This window comes from Micromonospora sp. NPDC048868, assembly GCF_043198195.1.
GTDB classification, from domain to species: domain Bacteria; phylum Actinomycetota; class Actinomycetes; order Mycobacteriales; family Micromonosporaceae; genus Micromonospora; species Micromonospora reichwaldensis.
This window is the reverse complement of record NZ_JBICUN010000005.1, coordinates 357881-378752: the sequence shown is the minus strand read 5'-3', so window position 1 is coordinate 378752 and position 20872 is coordinate 357881. Positions and strand designations below refer to the sequence as shown.

The 20872-nt window shown below is 75.1% G+C and carries 10 protein-coding genes; 7 read left to right on the top strand and 3 right to left on the bottom strand.

Going from position 1 to position 20872, the window contains the following annotated elements:
• Positions 1 to 92: 92 nt before the first annotated feature.
• Positions 93 to 1646: a ricin-type beta-trefoil lectin domain protein gene (locus ACGFNF_RS11115; RefSeq protein ID WP_393167288.1), complete on the bottom strand. Its 1554-nt coding sequence runs from the start codon at positions 1644 to 1646 to the stop codon at positions 93 to 95.
• Positions 1647 to 1831: 185 nt separating this feature from the next.
• On the bottom strand, positions 1832 to 2608 hold the full coding sequence (locus tag ACGFNF_RS11110) for an IclR family transcriptional regulator (RefSeq protein ID WP_393167286.1): 777 nt from the start codon (positions 2606 to 2608) through the stop codon (positions 1832 to 1834).
• Positions 2609 to 2662: 54 nt separating this feature from the next.
• On the opposite strand from ACGFNF_RS11110, the gene eda reads away from it, so the two are divergent.
• On the top strand, positions 2663 to 3328 hold the full coding sequence (gene eda, locus ACGFNF_RS11105; protein WP_393167284.1) for a bifunctional 4-hydroxy-2-oxoglutarate aldolase/2-dehydro-3-deoxy-phosphogluconate aldolase: 666 nt from the start codon (positions 2663 to 2665) through the stop codon (positions 3326 to 3328).
• Positions 3329 to 3331: 3 nt separating this feature from the next.
• Positions 3332 to 4426: a sugar kinase gene (locus ACGFNF_RS11100; RefSeq protein ID WP_393167282.1), complete on the top strand. Its 1095-nt coding sequence runs from the start codon at positions 3332 to 3334 to the stop codon at positions 4424 to 4426.
• Between the two features lie 126 nt (positions 4427 to 4552).
• On the opposite strand, the gene ACGFNF_RS11095 is transcribed toward ACGFNF_RS11100, so the two are convergent.
• Positions 4553 to 5353, bottom strand: coding sequence for a crotonase/enoyl-CoA hydratase family protein (locus tag ACGFNF_RS11095; protein ID WP_393167280.1), 801 nt, complete (start codon positions 5351 to 5353; stop codon positions 4553 to 4555).
• A 221-nt stretch (positions 5354 to 5574) separates the two neighbouring features.
• Between ACGFNF_RS11095 and ACGFNF_RS11090 the strand changes: the two genes are divergently transcribed.
• From ACGFNF_RS11090 to ACGFNF_RS11070, 5 genes are all read left to right on the top strand, one after another.
• The gene (locus ACGFNF_RS11090) at positions 5575 to 6825 is read left to right on the top strand and encodes an MFS transporter (RefSeq protein WP_393167278.1); all 1251 of its coding nucleotides are present in this window, start codon (positions 5575 to 5577) and stop codon (positions 6823 to 6825) included.
• A complete protein-coding gene (locus ACGFNF_RS11085; protein WP_393167276.1) occupies positions 6822 to 18107 on the top strand; it encodes a MupA/Atu3671 family FMN-dependent luciferase-like monooxygenase in 11286 nt (3761 codons plus the stop codon). Before ACGFNF_RS11090 ends, ACGFNF_RS11085 begins: the two co-directional genes overlap by 4 nt.
• Entirely contained in the window at positions 18104 to 19135 is a 1032-nt protein-coding gene (locus tag ACGFNF_RS11080) for an MBL fold metallo-hydrolase (RefSeq protein ID WP_393167274.1), read from the top strand. Before ACGFNF_RS11085 ends, ACGFNF_RS11080 begins: the two co-directional genes overlap by 4 nt.
• Positions 19136 to 19217: 82 nt before the next feature.
• Positions 19218 to 19850 (top strand): hypothetical protein, encoded by a 633-nt coding sequence (locus ACGFNF_RS11075; RefSeq protein WP_393167272.1) that lies wholly within the window; start codon positions 19218 to 19220, stop codon positions 19848 to 19850.
• Positions 19851 to 20304: 454 nt separating this feature from the next.
• A complete protein-coding gene (locus ACGFNF_RS11070) occupies positions 20305 to 20871 on the top strand; it encodes a flavin reductase family protein (protein WP_393167270.1) in 567 nt (188 codons plus the stop codon).
• Position 20872: the final 1 nt, after the last annotated feature.

Below are 20872 nucleotides of genomic sequence, written 5' to 3'. Positions count from 1 at the left end.
CCTCCTTGGCGAAACTGCGCCGGCGCGACGTCTCTCGCGGCGGTCGGTCGGTCGGCCGGTCGGTGCGGGCGCGACGACGGGCGGGCACCGGGTCAGCCGCGACGCCACTTCTGGTTGGCGGCGCCGAGGCAGTCCCACAGGTGCAGGCGGGCGCCGTCGGAGTTGTTCCACTCCTTGATGTCAACGCACTTGTTGGCCTGCGGGTTGACCAGGTCGCCGGCCGCCGAGAGGACGAACTGCTGGGCCGGGTTGCCGCTGCAGTTGGCGATCTGGATGACCGCGCCGTTGGCGGTGGACCCCCACGCCACGTCCATGCACTTGTTGTTCTGCGTACGCAGCGTGCCGCCGGTGAAGGTCCAGGACTGCGCGGCGGTGCCGTTGCAGGTCCAGGTCTGCAGGGGCACGCCGTCGGAGAAGTTGGAGTTCGGCACGTCGATGCAGCGGTTGTTCCAGTTGCTGATCAGCCGGCTCCCGCCACCGCCACCGGTGGTCACCAGGGTCAGCCCGTAGACGCCGAGGATCTCGTTGACCGGCTGGAACCAGGTCGTGCCGCCGGTGGAGCAGTTGCCGGAGCCGCCGGAGGTGACGCCCTGGGCCTGGTTGCCGGAGACCCAGGCCCCGCCGGAGTCGCCGCCCTCGGCGCAGGCGTTGCTGCGGGTGAGGCCCGACACCGCGCCCTGCGGGTAGTTGACGGTCTCGTTGCGACCCAGGATGGTCCCGCAGCGCCAGCCGGTGGTCCGCCCGGAGCGGCAGACCGAGCTGCCGATCGCCGCGTCCTGCGAGCCGGCGACCGTCACGTTGCCCCCGGCGTAGTTGTTCACCCAGGGCTGCGGCGTCCAGGAGCCGTTGGTGCGTACCCATCCGTAGTCGTTGCCGGGGAACGACGATCCCGCGAACGTGCCCTGGGAGACGTTGTTGTAGCCGAGGGTGGGGCTGCCGACGCCCCCGCAGTGGCCCGCGGTGACGAAGCCGCCGACGACCGCGAAGCCTACCGAGCAGAGGGTGTTGCCGTTGATCACGTACTGGTCGCCGCCGCGGATGTCGTAGAGCGGGCGGGGCGCGTCGGCGGAGGTGACCACCTGGATCGCGTCCGCGGGCACGCCGGCGGCCTTGGCGTACGCGATCGCCTTGGCGGTGGCGCCCGGACGGGCCGTCACGACCACGCTGTTGCGGGCGACGTCGACGCGCCAGGCGTGGACGTCGCGGGGAGCGGCGTCGGCGGCCCGCCGGTCGAGGGCGCGCTTGACCACGTCGAGGGTGCGCTCGCTGCGGGCGACGACAGTGACGTCGGCGCCCTCGGCGCGGACGGCCGTGGCGAGGGCCGCATCCGTGACGGCGACGGTGAGGCGCTGCCCGCCGGGCGGGATCCACGCGCCGGCGAACGCCGAGCCGAGCTTCGCCCGCAGGCGCCGCTCGACCACCGGCGCCGCCGCCTCGGTGCGCAGGCGTTCGTCGACCTGGGTGGGGGTGAGGTCGAGGTCGCGGCGCATCGCCTCGACGAGGGCGGGGCTGGGGCCGGCCGGGGCCGCCGCAGCGCGGTCCGGGGCGGCGGGGGACGTGTCGCTGGCGTGGCCCGCCGCCGGGGTCAGGCCGAGGAGCAGGAGGCCGGCGGCGGCGGGGACGAGCATGCGCAGTCTTCGAGACAAGGGGGTTCCTCCCGGTGCGGCGAGGGCGGCAGACGATACAAGAGAGCGCTCTCTGAAAGAAGTCTGTCGATATCTCGACACATCTGTCAAGAAGGTTGCCAGTTGTGGCCCGCGCGTCGCCCTCGGCGACGGCCGGTGCGCGCCCGCGCCGGGTCCGGCGGCGGGGGCGTCGAAGCGGCGCCGGGTCAGGCGGTGGAGAGCAGGCCGCGCGCCGCCTGGACCTGGTCGACGGCCCGGCGGAGCGCGGCCACGATCCGGTCCTCGCCGGCGGCGCCCAGCCGGGCCACCGGCACCGACAGGCTGATCGCGTCGGTGGCCGGCGCAGCCAGGGGTACGGCCGTCGCGAAGCAGACGATGCCCTCGGTGTTCTCCTCGCGGTCCACCGCGTACCCCCGCTCCCGGACGGCGGCCAGCTCGGCGCGCAGCGCGTCGGGGTCGGTGACGGTGTGCGGGGTGAGCGCGGACAACGGCCAGGTCAGCAGCCCGTCGAGCGCCTCGTCGGGGCGCTCGGCGAGCAGCGCCTTGCCCAGGGCGGTGGCGTGGGCCGGCAGTTGCCGGCCGATCGCGCTGTAGAGCCGCAGCGGGTGCACCGACTCGCGCTTGGCGAGGTAGACGATGTGCGCGCCGTCGAGGCGCCCGAGGTGGACGGTCTCGCCGAACTGCCGGGACAGGTCGTCGAGCACCCCGCCGAGCAGGCCCACGGTGTCGTCGCTGGTGAGGTACGCGGCACCGACCTGGAGCGCGCGCACCCCGAGCCCGAAGCGGGTGCCGGTCGGGTCGCTCTCGACCCAGCCGCGCTGGGCCATGGTGCGCAGGATGCCGTGCAGGCTGCTCTTCGGGATGTCCAGCGCGCGGGCCAGGTCGACCAGCGAGCGCCGCTGCGGCGAGGCGGCCAGCGCCTCCAGCACCTCCAGCGTCCGGGTGGAGGACTTCACGGGTTGGAACCCGCCGGGCAGCGTCATGGGCGCCACTCTAGCGGGGTTGACAGGCCAGGCGGCAGCGCTAGGGTCACATATGTGACTGGCGTACAGAATGATGAACAGAGACCCGCGGTCGTGGCGGCCGTCGGCGCGGCCCGGATCCTGCCGGTCGTCGTGCTCGACGACGCCCGCGACGCCGCCCCGTTGGCCGAGGCGCTGGCGCGCGGTGGGCTGCCCTGCGCCGAGGTGACCTTCCGCACCGACGCCGCAGCCGAGTCGATCCGCGTCATGTCCGAGCGGGGCGACCTGCTCGTCGGCGCGGGCACCGTGCTGACCCCGGCCCAGGTCGACCGGGCCGTCGAGGCGGGTGCCCGGTTCGTCGTCACCCCCGGGTTCTCCCCGGCCGTCGTCCGGCGCTGCCAGGAGGCGGGCGTGCCCGTCTTTCCCGGCGTCGCCACCGGCACCGAGATCCAGATGGCCCTCGACGCCGGGCTCGACACGGTCAAGTTCTTCCCCGCCGAGCAGCTCGGCGGCGTTGCGATGATCAAGGCGCTCGCCGCGCCGTACCGCTCGGTGCGGTTCATCCCGACCGGTGGGGTCAACACCGCCAACCTCTCCGACTACCTCGCCCTGCCCGCCGTCCTGGCCGTCGGTGGCACCTGGATGGTCGCCCCCGACCTGATCGCCGCCGGGCGTTGGGACGAGGTCGCCGCCCGCACCGCCGCGGCCGTCGAGGCCGCCCGACCCGCCGTGGAGGTCTGAGCCGTGCTGTCCATCCGTCCGGCCGGCGAGTGCCGGTACGACCTGGTCTCCCTCGGCGAGATCATGCTGCGACTCGACCCGGGCGAGGGCCGGGTCCGCACCGCCCGCACCTTCCGGGCCTGGGAGGGCGGCGGCGAGTACAACGTGGCGCGTGGCCTGCGCCGCTGCTTCGGGCTGCGGACCGCCGTCGTCACCGCGTTCGCCGACAACGAGGTGGGCCGGCTGCTGGAGGACCTCGTGCTCCAGGGCGGGGTGGACACGTCGCTGGTGACCTGGCTGCCCTACGACGGGGTCGGCCGCGCCGTGCGCAACGGGCTGAACTTCACCGAGCGCGGCTTCGGCGTCCGGGGCGCCGTCGGCACCTCCGACCGTGGCCACAGCGCCGCCAGCCAGCTCCGCCCCGACCAGGTGGACTGGGACCACCTGTTCGGCACCCTGGGGGTGCGGTGGCTGCACACCGGCGGCATCTACGCCGCCCTGTCCGAGACCACCCCGGAGACGATGGAGGCCGCGATGGCCGCCGCCGCCCGGCACGGCACCGTCGTCTCGTACGACCTCAACTACCGGCCCAGCCTCTGGAAGGCGGTCGGCGGGCAGGCCCGCGCCCAGGAGGTGAACCGGCGGCTGGCCCGGTACGTCGACGTGATGATCGGCAACGAGGAGGACTTCACCGCCTCGCTGGGCTTCGAGGTGCCCGGCACCGACGCCTCGCTGTCGGAGCTGGAGGTGGCCAACTTCCAGCGGATGATCGAGGCGGCCACCAGGGAGTACGACAACTTCAAGGTCGTCGCCACCACCCTGCGTACGGTCCGCACGGCCACCGTCAACGACTGGGGCGCGATCGCCTGGGCCGACGGGCGGTTCGTCGAGGCGACCCACCGTCCCGGCCTGGAGATCATGGACCGGGTCGGCGGGGGCGACAGCTTCGCCTCCGGCCTGATCTACGGGCTGCTGGAGAAGGGCGACCTGGCCACCGCCGTCGAGTACGGCGCGGCGCACGGCGCGCTGGCGATGACCACGCCCGGCGACACCTCGATGGCGTCCCTCCGGGAGGTCGAGGCGCTCGTCCGGGGTGCCGGCGCGCGCGTCCAGCGCTGACCCGCCGACGGCCGACCGGCCCGGGAGCGACGCGGCTCCCGGGCCCCGGCGGCGGTCCGCAGTGCACGACGCGGCAGGCCGGCGGCCAGCACCCACGGCGGGGCCGTCACCTGCTGCCCGTCCCGCTCACTCCCCGGTGAAGTGCGGTTCGCGCCGGTCGAGGAAGGCCCGGACCGCCTCGTCGTGGTCCCGGGTCTGGTGCGCCAGCGCCTGCATCGCGGCGGAGAGCTCCAGCACGCTGTCGAGGCTCTGGTGCTGGGCCTCGCGCAGCAGCTTCTTGGCCATCCGTACGGCGTGCGGAGGGTTCGCGGCCACCCGGTCGGCCAGCCGGCGCGCCTCGGTGAGCAGTGCCTCGTGCGGCACGACCCGGGAGACCAGCCCCCACTCCAGGGCGGTGGCGGCGTCGACCCGGTCCCCGGTCAGCGTCATCTCGGCGGCCCGGGCGGCGCCGACGGCCCGGGGCAGCAGCCAGGCGCCGCCGTCGCCGGGGATGATGCCGAGCTTGACGAAGCTCTCCGCGAAGAACGCCCGCTCGGAGGCGATCCGCAGGTCGCACATGAGCGCCAGGTCGCAGCCGGCGCCGACGGCCGCTCCGTTCACCGCCGCGATCAGCGGCACGTCGCACGCGTACATCGCCCGGGGGATCCGCTGGATGCCGCGGCGGTAGCCGTCGCGCAGCTCGTGCGGGGCGCCGCCGAAGAGGCCGACCCGGTCCGCCATGTCCTTGACGTTGCCGCCCGCGGAGAAGGCGCTGCCGGCGCCGGTGAGGATGACCGCCCGGACCGCCCGGTCGGCGTTGACCGCGTCGACCCGGGCCACCAACGCGTCGATCACGTCGGCGCCGGAGATGGGGTTACGGGCCTCCGGCAGGTTGATCGTCCACGTCTCCACGGGACCGTCCCGCTCGACGAGAACCGGGTCGTCCACGCGTGTCTCCTCGGTGTGCCGCTGATCTGGTCTGCCTCGAAACCAACCACACGCCCGCCCGGCCGGCAAGGCGGGGTGCCCCGGACGGCTCTGCGTCACGGCGGACGGACAGCCGCCGTCGGTGGGGCGGGCGCCGATCCTTCGACGTATTGAGATACCTGTACCCGCGATGGCATGATCCTCGCTTCATGCACGATCATGAGCGGGGCGGATCTCGACAGGTGCGATCAACGGAGGAACCTCCCGCACGCCCGCTTCGTCTCGTCATCGCCGCGCACGCCGTGTCCACGTACGGCAGCTTCCTGAACATGGTGGCGCTGGGGCTGTTCACCCTGGAGATCACGGGCTCCGCCGTGTCCACCGGGATCTTCATGGCGGTCCGCCTGTGTGCCGGCGTCCTGATGGGGCTGGTCGCCGGCACGCTGGTCAGCCGGTACGCGCGGGCCAGGCTCATGATCGGCGGCGACCTGCTGTCGGCCGGCGCGCTGGTGCTGCTGGTCGCGATGCCGTCCGCCGCGCAACCGACCATGCTGCACGCGCTGGCCGTGCTCCTCGGCGGGAGCCAGACGCTGTGGGTGGTCGCGCTGCGCAGCGGGTTGCCCGCGCTGGTCGGCCCGGACGACCTGGCCCGGGCCAACGCGAACCTGGTGGCGGCCCGCTCGGTGGCCATGCTGCTGGGCTTCGGCAGCGCGGGGATCCTCGTGACCCTGTTCGGCTACCACGCCGCGTTCCTGCTCGATGCCACCTCGTTCGTGCTGTCCGCACTGCTGCTCTCCGCGGTCCGCGCCTGGCGCGTGGTGGGCCGCCCCGCCGGGCCGCCCGTCAAGGGCTCCCGCCGCCGGGCGGGGCTCCGGCGCCTCCTGCCTTCGGTCGCCCCCGTGATCCTGGCCATGATCGCGGTGCGGTCCGTGGACGCGTTCGGGTCCGCCTCCCACAACGTGGGCCTGCCGGTGTACGCGAACCTGGCCTGGCCCGACGCCCCCGCCGCGTTCGCCGCCCTGTTCACCACGCCCTGGGCGGTCGGCAGTCTCGTCGCCGGCCGCTGGTACGCCCGACGGGCCGCCGGCACCTCCCGCCCGGGATCGCCGAGGGCCTTCGGCGTCGCCACCTGCGCGATGTCGCTGCTGTTCGTGCTCGCCTTCGCGGGGCCCCCGATCTGGCTGGTGGCCGTCCTGGCGCTGGCCGCCGGCATGGCGGACGGCTACGCCGAGATCAGCTACACCACCCGGTTGCAGACCGTCGAGCCCTCCCGTCTGCCGCAACTCATGGGCCTGGCCAGCACGGCGCAGAACGCGGGGTTCGGCATCGGCATGATCGTCAGCGCCTTCGCGCTCGACCGCCTGACGCCCCTGCCGGTGGTCGCGCTGGCGCACGGCCTGGCGCTCGCCGCCGCCGGTGCCTTCCTCATCTCCCACGCCCGTACGCCGGCGCACCGTCCGTACCGAACGCAAGAAGTCGAGGTAGCACCGTGAAGTCGACGTCCGCCGACCGCCCCGCCGCCGTCAGCCACGGCGGGGACCTCCCCGGCCCCGTCGACCATCCCCTGACCTTGGACGAGGCGCTGCTGCGGGCGGCCCGGAACCACCCGGACTCGGGCATCCGGATCGTGGGTCCCGACGGGCGCGAGGAGTTCCTCGACCACGGGCGGCTGCTCGCCGGGGCGCGCGCGGCGCTGCCCGGTCTGCGGGCCCACGGCCTGGGTCGGGGGTCCCAGGTCGTCCTGCGGATCACCTCGGGCGTGCAGTACTGGCCGACCTTCTTCGGCTGCGTCCTCGGCGGGATCGTGCCGCTCACCGTCGGCGCGCCCACCGGGTACGACGCGGACAACCCCACCGCCGCCGCCCTCGTGCACGCCTGGCGGGTGCTGGGGGAGCCCGTGGTGCTGGCCGGGCCGGAGGACCTGGACGTGCTGGCCCGGCTGCCGCTGCGGGACCGGGTGGTCGCGGTGGCGGAGCTGACCGCGACGACCGCTCCCGACGGCCCCGCCCCTTCCGGACCGGATCCGGAGGCGGCGACGGACACCGACCCCGGGTCGGTGGCGCTGCTACAGCTCTCCTCGGGCAGCACCGGCCGGCCGAAGGTGATCCCGTTGACGCACCGGGGGCTCTCGGAGTACGCCGTCGGCGCCCGGACGATGCTCGACATCGGCCCGCGCGACGTCCTGCTCAACTGGCTTCCCCTGGACCACGTCGCCGGCCTGCTGCTCTACCACCTCGGCGGCGTCTTCCTCGGTGCCACGTCCGTCCACGTCGCCACCGAGTGGGTGCTCGACGACCCGCTGCGGTGGTTGGAGCTGATGCGGCGGCACCGGGTGACGCACAGCTGGGCGCCGAACTTCGGCCTGCGGCTGGTGGCCGACGCGGTCGCCCGGGCCCCCGGTGAACCGTGGGACCTCGGCGGCGTACGCCGTATGGTCTGCGGCGGGGAGCAGTGCCTGCCGGAGACCTTCGAGGCGTTCGTCGCCGCGACCGGGGTACCGGCGGAGGCGATGACGCCGGCCTGGGGCATGTCGGAGACCAGCACGGGAATCACCTTCGCCTCCTTCACCGAGCCCGGCACCCGCCTCCGGATCCGTACGGCGAGCCTGGGCGGCGACCTGGAGTACGCCGAGGACGACGACCCGGCCGACGTCACCGAGTTCCTCTCCGTCGGGCCGCCCGCGCCCGGTGCCACCCTGCGGATCGTCGACGCCGCCGGCGCGGTGCTTCCCGAGGGCCGCATCGGGCGGCTCCAGGTCTCGTCGGCGCGGGTCACGCCCGGGTACCTCGCCGACCCGGAGGCGAACCGCCTGGCCTTCCCCGACGGCGACGGCTGGCTGGAGACCGGCGACCTCGCCTTCATGCGGGACGGTCGGATCACCATCACCGGCCGGGCGAAGGACATGATCATCCTCAACGGGCACAACCTGCCCTGCCACGAGGTCGAGCAGGTGGCGGGGGAGGTGGACGGGGTACGGCGCGGCCTGGTGGCCGCTGTCGGCGTACCGGAGCCCCGCACCGGCACCGAGTCGCTGGTGATCTTCTACGTGCCCGACGACGACGCGCCCGCGACGGGGGTGGCCGAGGCGGTGCGGGCGGCGGTGGCCCGACGCTGGCAGGTCGTACCCGAGCGGGTGCTGTCGCTCCCCGCGGAGCAGTTCCCGCGTACGACCGGGGGGAAGATCCGGCGCGCGGAGCTGGTCCGGCGCTGCCTGGCCGACCGGTCGCCGCAGCGGCCGCACGACGGGCGGCGGGCGACCACCGACCCCACCGGGGTCCCGGCGGCGCGCGCGGCCGGACCGGGCAGGGCGGAGGTGCGCGCCCTGCTGACCGGCATCCTCGGCGACCTGACGGGTGGCCAGGTCGACCCGGCGCGTCCGTTCTACGAGCTCGGCATCGGCTCGGTCGAGATCGTCCGTCTCCGGGCCCGCCTGGAGCGGGCACTGGAGCGCCCGGTCCCGCAGCCGGTGCTCTTCGCCCACCCGACGGTCGACGCGCTCAGCGCGCACCTCGCCGCCCCGGCGGCCACGCCCACGGCGGAGCCCGTCGGCGGGCCGGTACGGGACCGGCGGATCGCGGTGATCGGCATGGCGGTCCGGTTCCCCGGAGCGCGCACGGTCGACGAGTACTGGGCGAACCTGACCGCCGGGGTGGAGAGCGTGCGTGCCTTCACACCGGACGAACTCGTCGCGGCGGGAATCCCACGCGACACCGTCGACGCCCCCGACTTCGTGGCGGCCAGCGGGGTCCTCGACGACGACGTCGCCGGCTTCGACGCGGGCTTCTTCTCGATCAGCGCCCGGGAGGCGGAGCTGCTCGACCCGCAGCACCGGCTGTTCCTGGAGACCTGTCACCACGCCTTGGAGGACGCCGGGCACCCGGGCGACGCGCGGGGGCTGCGGACCGGCCTCTACGCCGGCAGCGGAATGAACCTCCATCCGCACCACACCTACCTCCGCCAGCTCGGCCACCGGACGGTCTCCGCCGATCCGGCCGACTCGATCGGCGTCGCCCTCGGCAACCAGCCGGACTTCCTGGCCACCCGGGTGGCGTACCGGCTGGGGCTGACCGGGCCGGCGATCAACGTGCAGAACGCCTGCTCGACCTCGCTCGTGGCGGTGCACCTGGCGGTGCGGGCGCTGCTCGACGGCGAGGTCGACCAGGCGGTCGCGGGCGCCGTGGCCGTGCACGTGCCGCAGGTGACGGGTCACCGGCACACCCCGGGATCGATCCTGTCGGCGAGCGGTCGGTGCCGGCCCTTCGACGCCGACGCGGACGGAACGGTCGGCGGCAACGGCGTCGCCGCCGTGGTGCTGAAGCCGCTCGACCGGGCCCTCGCCGACGGCGACACCGTGCACGCAGTGATCATCGGCTCGGCCGTGAACAACGACGGCGCCGGCAAGGTGGGCTTCACGGCACCCGGGGTGGCCGGGCAGGTAGACGTCGCCCGGCGGGCGCTGGCCGCCGCGCGGGTCCCGGCGGAGTCGATCGGGTACGTCGAGGCGCACGGTACGGGCACGGCCCTGGGCGACCCGGTGGAGCACCACGCCCTCGCCGAGGTGTACGCGGACGGTCGACCGTTCCTCGGCTCGGTCAAGGCGAACATCGGTCACCTGGACAGCTGCGCGGGCATGGCCGGCCTGATCAAGACGATCCTGACCGTGCGTTCCGGCCGGGTCGCCCCACAGATCAACTTCCGCCGGCCGAATCCGGCGATCGACCTGGCCGCCGGCCCCTTCACGGTTACCACCCGTGGCACGAGGTGGCCGGCGGACCTGCGGCCGCGCCGGGCGGCCGTCAGCGCGTTGGGGGTGGGCGGCACCAACGCCCACGTGATCGTCGAGGAGCCGCCCCCGGCGGACCGACGTCGGCCGGACGAGCCGCCGGCCCACCCCGCGCCGGGACTGCTGCCCCTGTCGGCAGCCGACCCGTCGGCGCTGGTGGAGTTGGCCGCCCGCCACCGCGACCTGCTCCGCGAGGACCCCGGGCTGGCGTTGGCAGACGTGGTCACCAGCGCCGGGCGGCGCAGACGCCACCTCCGGCACCGCCTGGTCGCGCTCGGCACCTCGGCCGCCGAGCTGGCCGACGGCCTCGACCGGTACGTCCAGGCGGGCGTGGCGGGAAACGTGCTGACCGGCCGGGCGGAGCCGGAGAGCGTCACTCCGGTCGCGCTGGCCTTTCCCGGGCAGGGCGACCGTCGCTGCGTCGTCCTCGATCTCGCCGAGCGGTTCCCGGTCGCGCGGGACGTGTTGGCCGAGGGGGCCGACGCGTACCGCCGGGCGACGGGTGGCGACCTCGTCGCCCGGCTGCGGGAACACCCCGTCGGAACGGGCCGCCCGACGGACGTGGCGCAGCCGGCGCTGGTGGTCACCGCGGTGGCGTTCGCCGAGCTGTGGCGGTCGTGGGGGCTCACGCCGGACGTCGTCCTCGGCCACAGCGTGGGCGAGTACGCCGCACTGGTCGTGGCCGGTGCGCTGTCCCTGCGCGACGCGGTCGGGCTGGCCGCGCACCGGGGCGCCCTGATGCGCGACGCGCTGCCACCCGGCGCGATGTGCGCGGTGCTGGCCGACGAAGCGACGGTCGGTGAGCTGCTGCGTGGGTCGGCGGCGGAGATCGCCGCCCGCAACGGCGCGGAGCACCACGTGCTCGCGGGTTCCCCCGAGGCCCTGGCGGCGGTCGTCCGGGAAGCCGAACAGCGGGGCGTGGCGACCCGTCCGCTCCCGGTCGACCGGGCGTTCCACTCGACCGGCGTGGACGCGGTCCTCGACCGGCTCCGCCGGGTGATCGGGGAGGTGCAGTTCGCACCGACCCGCCTGCCCCTGATCAGCAGCCTGGACGGCCGGGTACGCCCGCCCGGCTGGCTGCCGGACGCCGACCACCTGTGCCGGCAGGCGCGCGAGCCGGTCGCCTGGAGCGCCGCCGTGGCCACCCTCGCCGAGCAGGGCGTGCGGTCGGTCGTCGAGGCGGGCGCGGACGGGGCGCTGACCGGCATCGCCCGCGGCGCGGGATCCGACCTGTGGTGGGTGCCGTCGCAACGCCGTGGCGCCCCACCGGTCGACGGGCTGTGGCGGGCCGTCGCGGAGTTGCACGTGGCGGGGTCCCCGGTCGACTGGGCCGCGCTGACCGCCGACTGCGGTGGCCGGGCGGTGCCACTGCCGGCCTATCCGTTCCAGCGCCGGCGGTTCTGGGCCTCCGCGCCCGGGACGGCCGACATCTCCGCCGCGACCGGCACCTCTGCCGCGACGGACGTGCGGGTCGCGGCCGGCACCTCCGCCGCGCCTGACGTCCGGGTCGCGGCCGGCACCTCTGTCGTGAGCGACGTGCGGGTCGCGGCCGGCGGGTCCGCCGCGGGCGGCGCGGCCGGATCGTCGGCGACCGCCGAGCCGGGGCCGCCCCGGCCGTCGACCGGACACGACGTCGGGGCCGAGCAGGTGATGGCGCGCATCCGGGCCCTCACGGCCGAGCGGCTCGGACTGGACGTGGGAGAGGTCGATCCGGACGAGACCTTCCTCGACCTCGGTGCCGACTCGCTGCTCCTGATCACCATGTCCCGGGAGATCGACCACGCGTTCGGGGTGCGGGTTCCCGTCCGGGACCTGTTCGCCGCCGTGGACACCCCCCGCCGGCTCGCCGAGGCGGTGACGCGCGGCGCCTCGGCCGGCGTGCTCCCTCCGGCGACCCCGCCGACCACGTCGCCCTCCGTCCCTGTCGCGCTGGTCCCCGTGTCCGCCGCGTCGGTCCCCGTGTCCGCCGCGTCAGTTCCCGTGCACGACCCGTCGGCGCCCGTGCCTGTCGCGCCGGTAACGCTGGTTCCCGCCGGGCCGGTGCCCGTGCCCGTCGCGTCGGCGGCACCGGCCGATCCGGGCGACGCTCCCCGGGACGTGCCGGCCGACCTCGTCACGATCGTGCACCGCCAGCTGGACCTGATGCGCGACCAGCTCGCTCTTCTCGGCGCCGCCACGGGCGCCACCGGCGCCACCGCCACGGGCGCCACCGCCACGGGCGCCACCGCCACGGGCGCCACCGCCACCGCCACGGGCGCCACCGCCACCGCCACCGCCACCGCCACGGGCGCCACCGCCACCGCCACCGCCACCGCCACCGGCGCCACCGCCACGGGCGCCACCGTCACCGACGCCACGGGCGCCACCGCCACCGGCGCCACGGGCGGCAACGGCGGCGGCGCGGCCGTCGCCCCCGAGCCGTCGACGCGGCCGGCGCCGGCCGCGTCGGTCGTCGACGCGCCGGACACCGTCGACTTCAGCCTGTACTTCTTCGGCGACTACCCCGACTCGGCCCGGGACGACGCCTACGGAACCATCATCGAGGCCGCCGAGTTCGCCGACACCCACGACTTCCACGCGGTGTGGTTGCCCGAACGGCACTTCCACTCCTTCGGCGGGCTCTTTCCCAACCCGTCGGTGCTCGCCGCGGCCCTCGCGACCCGGACCCGCCGGCTGCGCCTCAACGCCGGCTCGGTGGTGCTGCCCCTGCACCATCCCGTCCGGGTCGCCGAGGAATGGTCCATGGTGGACAACCTCTCCGGAGGGCGGGTCGGGCTGGGGTGCGCGCCCGGATGGCACGCCAACGACTTCGTCTTCTACCCGGACAACTACCGTCGCCACAAGCAGGTGATGTACGACAATCTCGACACCGTACGGCGGCTCTGGCGCGGTGAGGCGATCACCGCGCGGTCGGGCAGCGGGGAAGACGTCGACATCCGACTGTTCCCCCGCCCGGTGCAGGCGGAACCGCCGATCTTCACGGCGATCGTCGGCAACCCGGACAGCTACCGGGAGGCGGCCCGTCGCGGCCTGGGCGTGGTCACCAACCTGATGACACAGGACGTCGCGCGGCTGGCCGAGAACGTCGCGCTGTACCGGCGCACCCGGGCCGAACACGGTCTCGATCCCGCTGCGGGGCGGGTGGTGGTGCTGCTGCACACCTTCCTCGGCGACGACGCCGAGCAGGCGCGGGCCATGGCGTTCGAGCCGTTCTGTGCCTACCTGCGCTCCTCGTTCAGCCTGCTCGGCCAGGTGGTCAACAGCCTGGGCATGAACGTCGACCTCGCCGACACCCCCGACGAGGACGTCCGGTTCGTGCTGTCCCGTGCGTACCAGCGGTACTGCGAGCAGCGGGCCCTGATCGGCTCGCCGGAGAGTTGCCGGCCGGTGCTCGACGCGGTCCTCGACGCCGGCGCCGACGAGATCGCCTGCTTCGTCGACTTCGGCCTGCCGGCGGGGGCCGTGCGGGACGGCCTGCCGGCCATCGACGCGCTGCGGCGGGCCACGCCCCGTCGACCGTCCCCGGCTGCGGCCCCGGTCCCGGCTGCGGCAGCGGTCCCGGCAACGGCCGCGGTGGTCGTCGGGACGGCGGAGCCGGAGGCCGTCGGGATCTCCGCGCCACCGACCGTCGAGATCGCGCCGTTGACGCCCGGCCAGCGGCGGCTGTGGCTGGTCGAGCAGGCGTACCCGGGCACCCCGGCCTACACGGAGGGCGCGGCCGTGCGGCTGTGCGGCGCGCTCGACACGGCGGCGCTGCGCGGGGCGTTGCAGGACATCGTGGACCGGCACGCGCCACTGCGGACGACCTACCGCGAGGTCGACGGGCAACCCTGCCAGGTGATCCGGCCGATGGCGACGGTCGACCTCCCGGTGCGGGAGCATTCCGGTGCCGACGAGGACGCCGTGGTGCGGGCCGCGATGGCCCGGGAGAGCGCGCGGGTGTTCGACCTCGTCGAGGGGCCGGTCTTCGCGTTCGAGCTGTTGCGCTTCTCCCCGACACACCACGTGCTGGTGATGTCGTTCCACCACCTGGCCACCGACGGCGGCTCGTACGCGGTCCTGACCCGCGAGGTCGGCGCGTGCTACCGGGCCCGGTCGACCGGTACGACGGCCGCGCTGCCCCCGCTGCCGGTCACCTACCCGGAGCTGGCCCGGGCGCGGGCCCGGTCGGCCCGGGACGGCGTGGACAAGAGCCTGGCGTACTGGCTCGACCTGCTCGATCCGCTGCCGCCCACCCTCGTGCTGCCCTCGGACCGGCAGCGACCGGCCACGGTCTCGGCCGCCGGTGGGAGTCTCCTCGCGGAGATCCCGGTGGAGCTGACCGAACGGGTCCGGCAGCTCAGCCGCGTCGAGCGGGTCACCCCGTTCACCACGCTGCTCAGCGCGATCGGGGTGGCGCTGTTCCGGTTCAGTGGCCAACCGGACCTGGTGATCGGCACCGGCATGAGCGGCCGCGACGAGGATTCCGAGGCCCTGATCGGGTTCTTCGTCGACACCGTGCCGCTGCGGCTGGACCTCACCGGTGACCCCACCTTCCGGGAGTTGCTCGCCCGGGTCCAGTACCGCTCGGCGGACGGGTACGAACACGCGGGCGTGCCCTTCGACGACCTCGTCGGCGCGCTCGCCCCGAACCGGGAGGCCGGCCGCCACCCGCTCTTCGACGTGGTCGTGGAGTACGAGCGCGGCGCCCCCGCGTTCCAGTTCGACCTGCCGGGGGTCACCGCCGAGCCGATCCCGGTGGGCCTGGACAAGGCCCCGGTCGACCTGGTCGTCTACCTGTCCCACGGCGACACCGTGCGCTGCCACGTCGAGTACCGGACCGACGTGCTCGACCGGGCGACGGTGCGTCGCCTGCTGGACTACGTCGAGCGGCTGCTCGACCGGGCGACCCGGGAGCCCGACGAGCCGCTGTCGGGCCTGGCGGCGTACCTGGACGACTCCGCCGACCGCCTGCACGGGCCGCGGACACCCGTCGGCGACGCCCGGCTGCACGAGTTGTTCCTGCGGCAGGCGGCCCGCACCCCGGACGCCGTGGCGGTCGTGTGCGGGCCGACCCGGTGGACGTACCGCGAACTGCGCGAGCGGGCCGACCTGCTCGCCCGCCGGATCGCCGCCGCCGGCGTCGGGCCCGACGACCTCGTCGCGGTGCTCCTGCCGCGCCGACCGGAGCTGATCGCCGCCCAGCTCGCCGTGCTGATCGCCGGCGCGGGCTTCATCCCCCTCGATCCGGGGCTGCCCGCCGCCCGGGTGGCCACCCTGTTCGCCGACAGTGGCGCCCGGCTGCTGGTCACCACGAGGGACGTGGACGCGCCGACGGACGCGGTCTGCCTGCGGGTCGAGGATCCCGGTGACCCGGACCTGCCGGCCCCGAGCCGGGTGCCGACGGCGGAGCAGGTGGCCTGGTGCGTCCACACGTCCGGCTCGACCGGCCGGCCGAAGGGCGTCCTGGTGCCGCACCGGGCCGCCGTGGACGCCGTCGACTGGCACGTGCGGGCCCTTGCCCTCACCGGAGCCGACACCGTCGGCCACGCGCTCGGGCTCGGCTTCGACGCGAACCTCGCCGAGATCCATCCGGCGCTCGCCGCCGGCGCCACCGTGTATCTCGTACCGGAGGAGGCGCGGACCGACCCCGCGGCCCTCGCCGAGGAGTGGGCCCGCGGCGGCGTCACGGTGGCCTTCCTGCCGGCGCCGCTCGCCGAGCTGGTCTTCGCCCTTCCGATGCCCGCGCACGCCCCGCGCACGCTCGTCGTGGGCGGCAGCCAGCTCCGGCGCCGACCGCCCGCCGGCTTCCCGGCCGAGGTGATCAACGCCTACGGTCCGACCGAGTGCAGCATCGTCGCCACGGCGGGTCCCGTGCGGGCGGACGTCCCGGGCCCGGTCGACATCGGCACCCCGGTCGACAACCATCGGCTGTACCTGCTGGACGAGCGCGGTGTGCCGGTGCCACGGGGGGCGGTGGGGGAGCTGTACGTCGGCGGAAGCGGCGTGGCCCGGGGCTACCTCGGCCGACCCGCGGCGACCGCCGCCGCCTTCCCGCCCGATCCCGGCCTGCCCGGGGCACGGGTCTACCGGACCGGGGACCTGGTCCGGGAACGGGGCGACGGGACCCTCGAGTTCGTCGGCCGGGTGGACGACCAGGTCAAGATCGCCGGACAGCGGACGGAGCCCGGCGAGGCCGCTGCGGAGCTGGCCACGCTGCCCGGGGTACGCCAGGCCACCGTCATCGCGCGGCACGACCGGGGCGACGAGCCGTACCTCGCCGCGTACGTCGTGGCGGACGACGACGGGGAACCGGCCGCGACCCGCGCGGAGCGACTCGCCGCCGTGCTGGCCGAGCGCCTGCCCGCACACCTCGTGCCCCGGGCCTGGGTGCTGCTGGACACCCTGCCCACCACGGACAACGGCAAGGTGGACCGCTCGCGGCTGCCGGCACCCGCCGTGACCGGTGCCGCCGACCAGCCCCGCACCGCCATGGAGCAGCTCGTCCACGACGCCTGGTGCGCCGAGCTCGGGGTGGCCAGGCTGCCGGTGGACGTCCCCTTCTTCGCCGCAGGCGGTCACTCCCTGGCGGCCGTACGGTTGGCGAACCGGCTGACGGAACTGCTGGACCTGAAGGTCGGCACGCACCAGGTGCTGCGCAGCCCGGGCATCCGGGCGATGGCGCGGGACCTGACGACCGCGGACGGCGGGTCCGAGGTCGTGGACCGGGCGCCGGCGACCTACCCGCAGGAACTGATGTGGCACCGCCAGCGGCAGGCCCCCGACCCGCCGGCCGTGCACATGGCGGTACGGGTGACCCTCGCCGGTCGGCTCGATGTGCCGGCCCTGCAACGGGCGGTCGACGGCCTGGTCGCCCGGCACGAGGCGCTGCGCACCCGCCTGGTGGAACGCGCCGGTGAGCTGGTCCAGGAGGTGCTCCCGGCCCGGCCGGGGACCCTGCCGGTGCGCGAACTCGCCGCCGACGAGGTCGAGCAGTGGTGCGTGCGGACTGGCCGCGAGGCTTTCCCGGAGGACACGGGACCATGGCTGCGGGCCCGGCTGGCGCGACTCGACGACGACGCGTGGGTGCTGATGCTGGTCGTGCACCATCTCTGCGGTGACGGCTGGTCGATGCTCCAACTGCTCGACGAGCTGGGCAGGGGCTACGCCGCAGAGACCGGCCAGGGTGCGGCCCCCACCGCGCCCACGGCCCGCTACGTCGACCACGCGCGCCGGCAACGGGCGACCGCCGTCCCGCCGGACGTCCTGCGGTACTGGCGGGACCAGCTCGCCGGAGCGCCCCGCGCCGTGTCGTTCCCGGCCGACCGCCCACGGCCGGCGCGACCGTCCGGCCGGGGCAGCGAGTACGCCTTCGACGTCCCGGTCGAGCTGACCGACCGCCTGACCGGCCTCGCCGAGCGCTGCGGCACGACCCTGTTCCCGGTCCTGGCCAGCGGGTACGCGCTGCTCGTGCGCGAACTCACCGGCGCCCGTGACGTGGTCCTCGCCTGCCCGTACGCCCACCGCGACCACCGCGAGGACGAGTCGGTCGTGGGCCTGTTCACCAGCCCGCTGCTGCTGCGGCCCCCGCTGGCGGGCGCGGCGTCCTTCGCGGAGCTGGTGGCCGGCACGGACGAGGTGTTCCTCGACGCGATCCGGCACCAGCCGGCGCCCCTGGTCGAGGTGTACGCGGCCCTCGACCCGCAGTGGCGGGTCGGCATGCCACCACCGGTCGCCACGACGCTGTTCGGCTGGAATCCGGGGATGCCGGAGGTGCGGCTGCCGGGGCTCGTGGCGCACGCCACCGACCAGGGGCTCGGCTGCGCCCGCCGGGACTACGCCACGGTCGTCAATCCGCACGAGGGCGGCCTGCGGGGCGTCGTGGAGTACTCCACGGACCTGTTCGACCGGGCGACGGTGGCGGCGTGGTGCGACCGCTTCGTCGCCATTCTCGTCGCGGCCGCCGACGAGGGGCCGGGGCAGGTCGCGGCGCGCACTATGGTCGGATCATGACCTCGGGCACGGGCAACTCCGACGACTGGACCACTCCCGGGACGTTCGAGGTCGCCCCGGGCGTCCATCGCGTGCCGCTGCCGCTGCCGAACGACGGCCTGCGCGCGGTGAACGTGTACGTCCTGCGCGACGACGACGGTCTCGTGCTCGTCGACTCCGGGTGGGCGATCGCCGAGGCGCGCTCCGCGCTCGACGCGGCGCTGAAGGAGCTGGACTGCTCGCTGGGGGACGTGCGCCGGTTCCTCGTCACGCACGTGCACCGGGACCACTACACGCAGGCCGTGCACCTGCGCCGCGAGTACGGCATGCGGGTGAGCCTCGGCGCCGGCGAACGCGAGAGCCTGGCGGTGTCCATGACGCCGCACCGGAACCCGCTCGCCGAGCAGCTCGGCCGCCTGCGGCTGCTGGGCGCCGGCGAGCTGGCCGACACCCTGGCGGGGCTGACCGGGGCGCGGCTGAGCACCGAGGACTGGGAACTGCCGGACGACTGGTTCCACGACGGTCAGCAGATCAGGCACGGCGAGCGCACCCTGCACGTCGTCGAGACACCGGGCCACACGCGCGGGCACGTCGTCTTCCACGACACCGGCTCGCACCTGTTGTTCGCCGGTGACCACGTGCTGCCCACCATCACGCCCTCGATCGGCTTCGAGGCCGCACTGTCGGCGGACCCGCTCGGCGACTTCCTGGCATCGCTCGCGCTGGTGCGGCGGCGACCGGACGCGCGGCTGCTCCCGGCGCACGGGCCGGTGACCCCGAGCGTGCACGCGCGGGTCGACGAACTCGTCGCGCACCACGGCGCGCGGCTCGACGAGACGGAGGCCGCCGTGGCCCGGGGGGCGAGTTCGGCGTACGAGGTCGCCGCGCGGCTGCGCTGGACCCGACGGGAGCGCCGGCTGGCCGACCTCGACGTGTTCAACGCCATGCTCGCCGTCACCGAGACCGCGGCGCACCTGGAACTCCTGGTCGCCCAGGGCCGCCTGACCCGGTCCGACGTCGACGGGCTGCACCGCTACGCCACCGCCTGACCCGCCGGGCCCCGCCCGCGCCGGGCGCGTCGCGTGCGGCCGGGTCAGCGCGGGGCACGGGGGTGCCCCTACGATGCGGCGTATGGCGCTGTTGTACCGGGCGGAGATGCGCCCCACGAAGTTCGCACTCCTGGCGGCGTGGCTGCCCGGCCGACCCTGGTTCCAGGGACCGGCCGGCGCCGAGGTCGAGCGCGTGGCGGCCTACCGGTTCGACGATCCGGCCGGCGCCGTCGGCGTCGAGACGCTGCTCGTCAGGGCCGGCGACGGGCCGATCCACCAGGTCCCGCTGACCTACCGCGACGCGCCCCTCGACGGCGGCGACGACTGGCTCGTCGGCACCACCGAGCACTCCGTGCTCGGCCGCCGCTGGGTGTACGACGCGTGCGCCGACCCCGTCTACGCCGCGACGCTGGCGGCGGCCGTCCTTGCCGACGCCGGGCAGGCGCAGGAGTACTTCGAGGCCGACGGCCAGCGGGAGTACCGCGAGCTGTCGATGACCATCGCCGGCAGCGGCCCCCGGGGCGCCGAGGTCCCGCCCGTCGGCGCCGTGCGCCGCGTCGTGGAGGACGACCTCACCGTCATCGTCACCGACTCCGTGGAGTTGGCCGTCGTGCGCCGCCCCGACGGCGGCACCGCGTCGGAGGGCGCCGTGCTGACCGGCACGTGGAGCGGCCAGCCGAGCCCCCTGCCGCTGGCGTACGCCCGCCGGCGCTGACGGGACGCACCGCCGGCGCCGACCTCCTTCGGCCCACTGGCGGCGAAGGGACTTGTATTCCTACTGATCCGGTAGGAAAATGGGGGTCATGCCGCGCGTACCGCTGTTCACCTCCCGCCGGGTCGTCGACCTGATGCGGGTCGCCTCGCAGCTCTGTCCCGGTCCGCGCCCGGCGGCCTGACCGCCGATCGCGCCGCGCCCGACGGCGCACCGGTCGGCTCCCCGGCTTCGTCGCCGCCTCGGTGATCGCCACCTGCCACCTCGAACCGGCCGTCGCGGTAGTCGACCACCCGCGGGTCCGGTTCCCGGTGCCGGCGTCAGCGCCGGCCCCGGCGCTCTCCGACTCCAGGATGCCGCCGTGGACCGAGGTCGGTGTGGCATCGCTGCGGGCGGCCGGGGCCGGCGTCGCCGCTCCGCCACGACTCTTTGCCTGACTCCCCTCCGGAAGGTTCCGATGGTCATCGCGCGGCACGACACCGACCCCCTCGTCGAACAGTGGCAGGACGGCCCGGAGGGCGGGTGGGCAACCGACGCCGACGCCCGCGCGCTGCGCACGGTGCTGCGCCACCAGGCCAGCACCGTCACCGTGGTCACCGCGCCCGGCGCGCCGCCGGTCGGCTTCACCGCCACGTCGTTCACCTCGGTGTCGCTGGCGCCGCCGGTCGTGTCGTTCTGCGTGAACCTCGGATCGTCCAGCTGGCCGACCCTGGCCGGCGCCCGTCACGTGGCGGTGCACCTGCTCGCCGAAGACCAGCGGGAACTGGCCCGCACCTTCGCCACCAGCGGCATCGACCGGTTCGCCACCCCCACCCGGTGGCGTACCGGACCGGAGGGGGCGCCGATCCTCGGGGGCGTCCTGGCCTGGCTGCTCTGCCGGGTGGTCGACCGGGTGCCCGTCGGCGACCACGCCGTCGTGCTGGCCGAGCCGGAACTGATCCGGCACGCCGACGGCGGCTTGCCGCTGCTGCACCACCAGGGCCGCTACACCGGGGTCGACGGGGCGGCCCGAGAGGCCGCGTGAC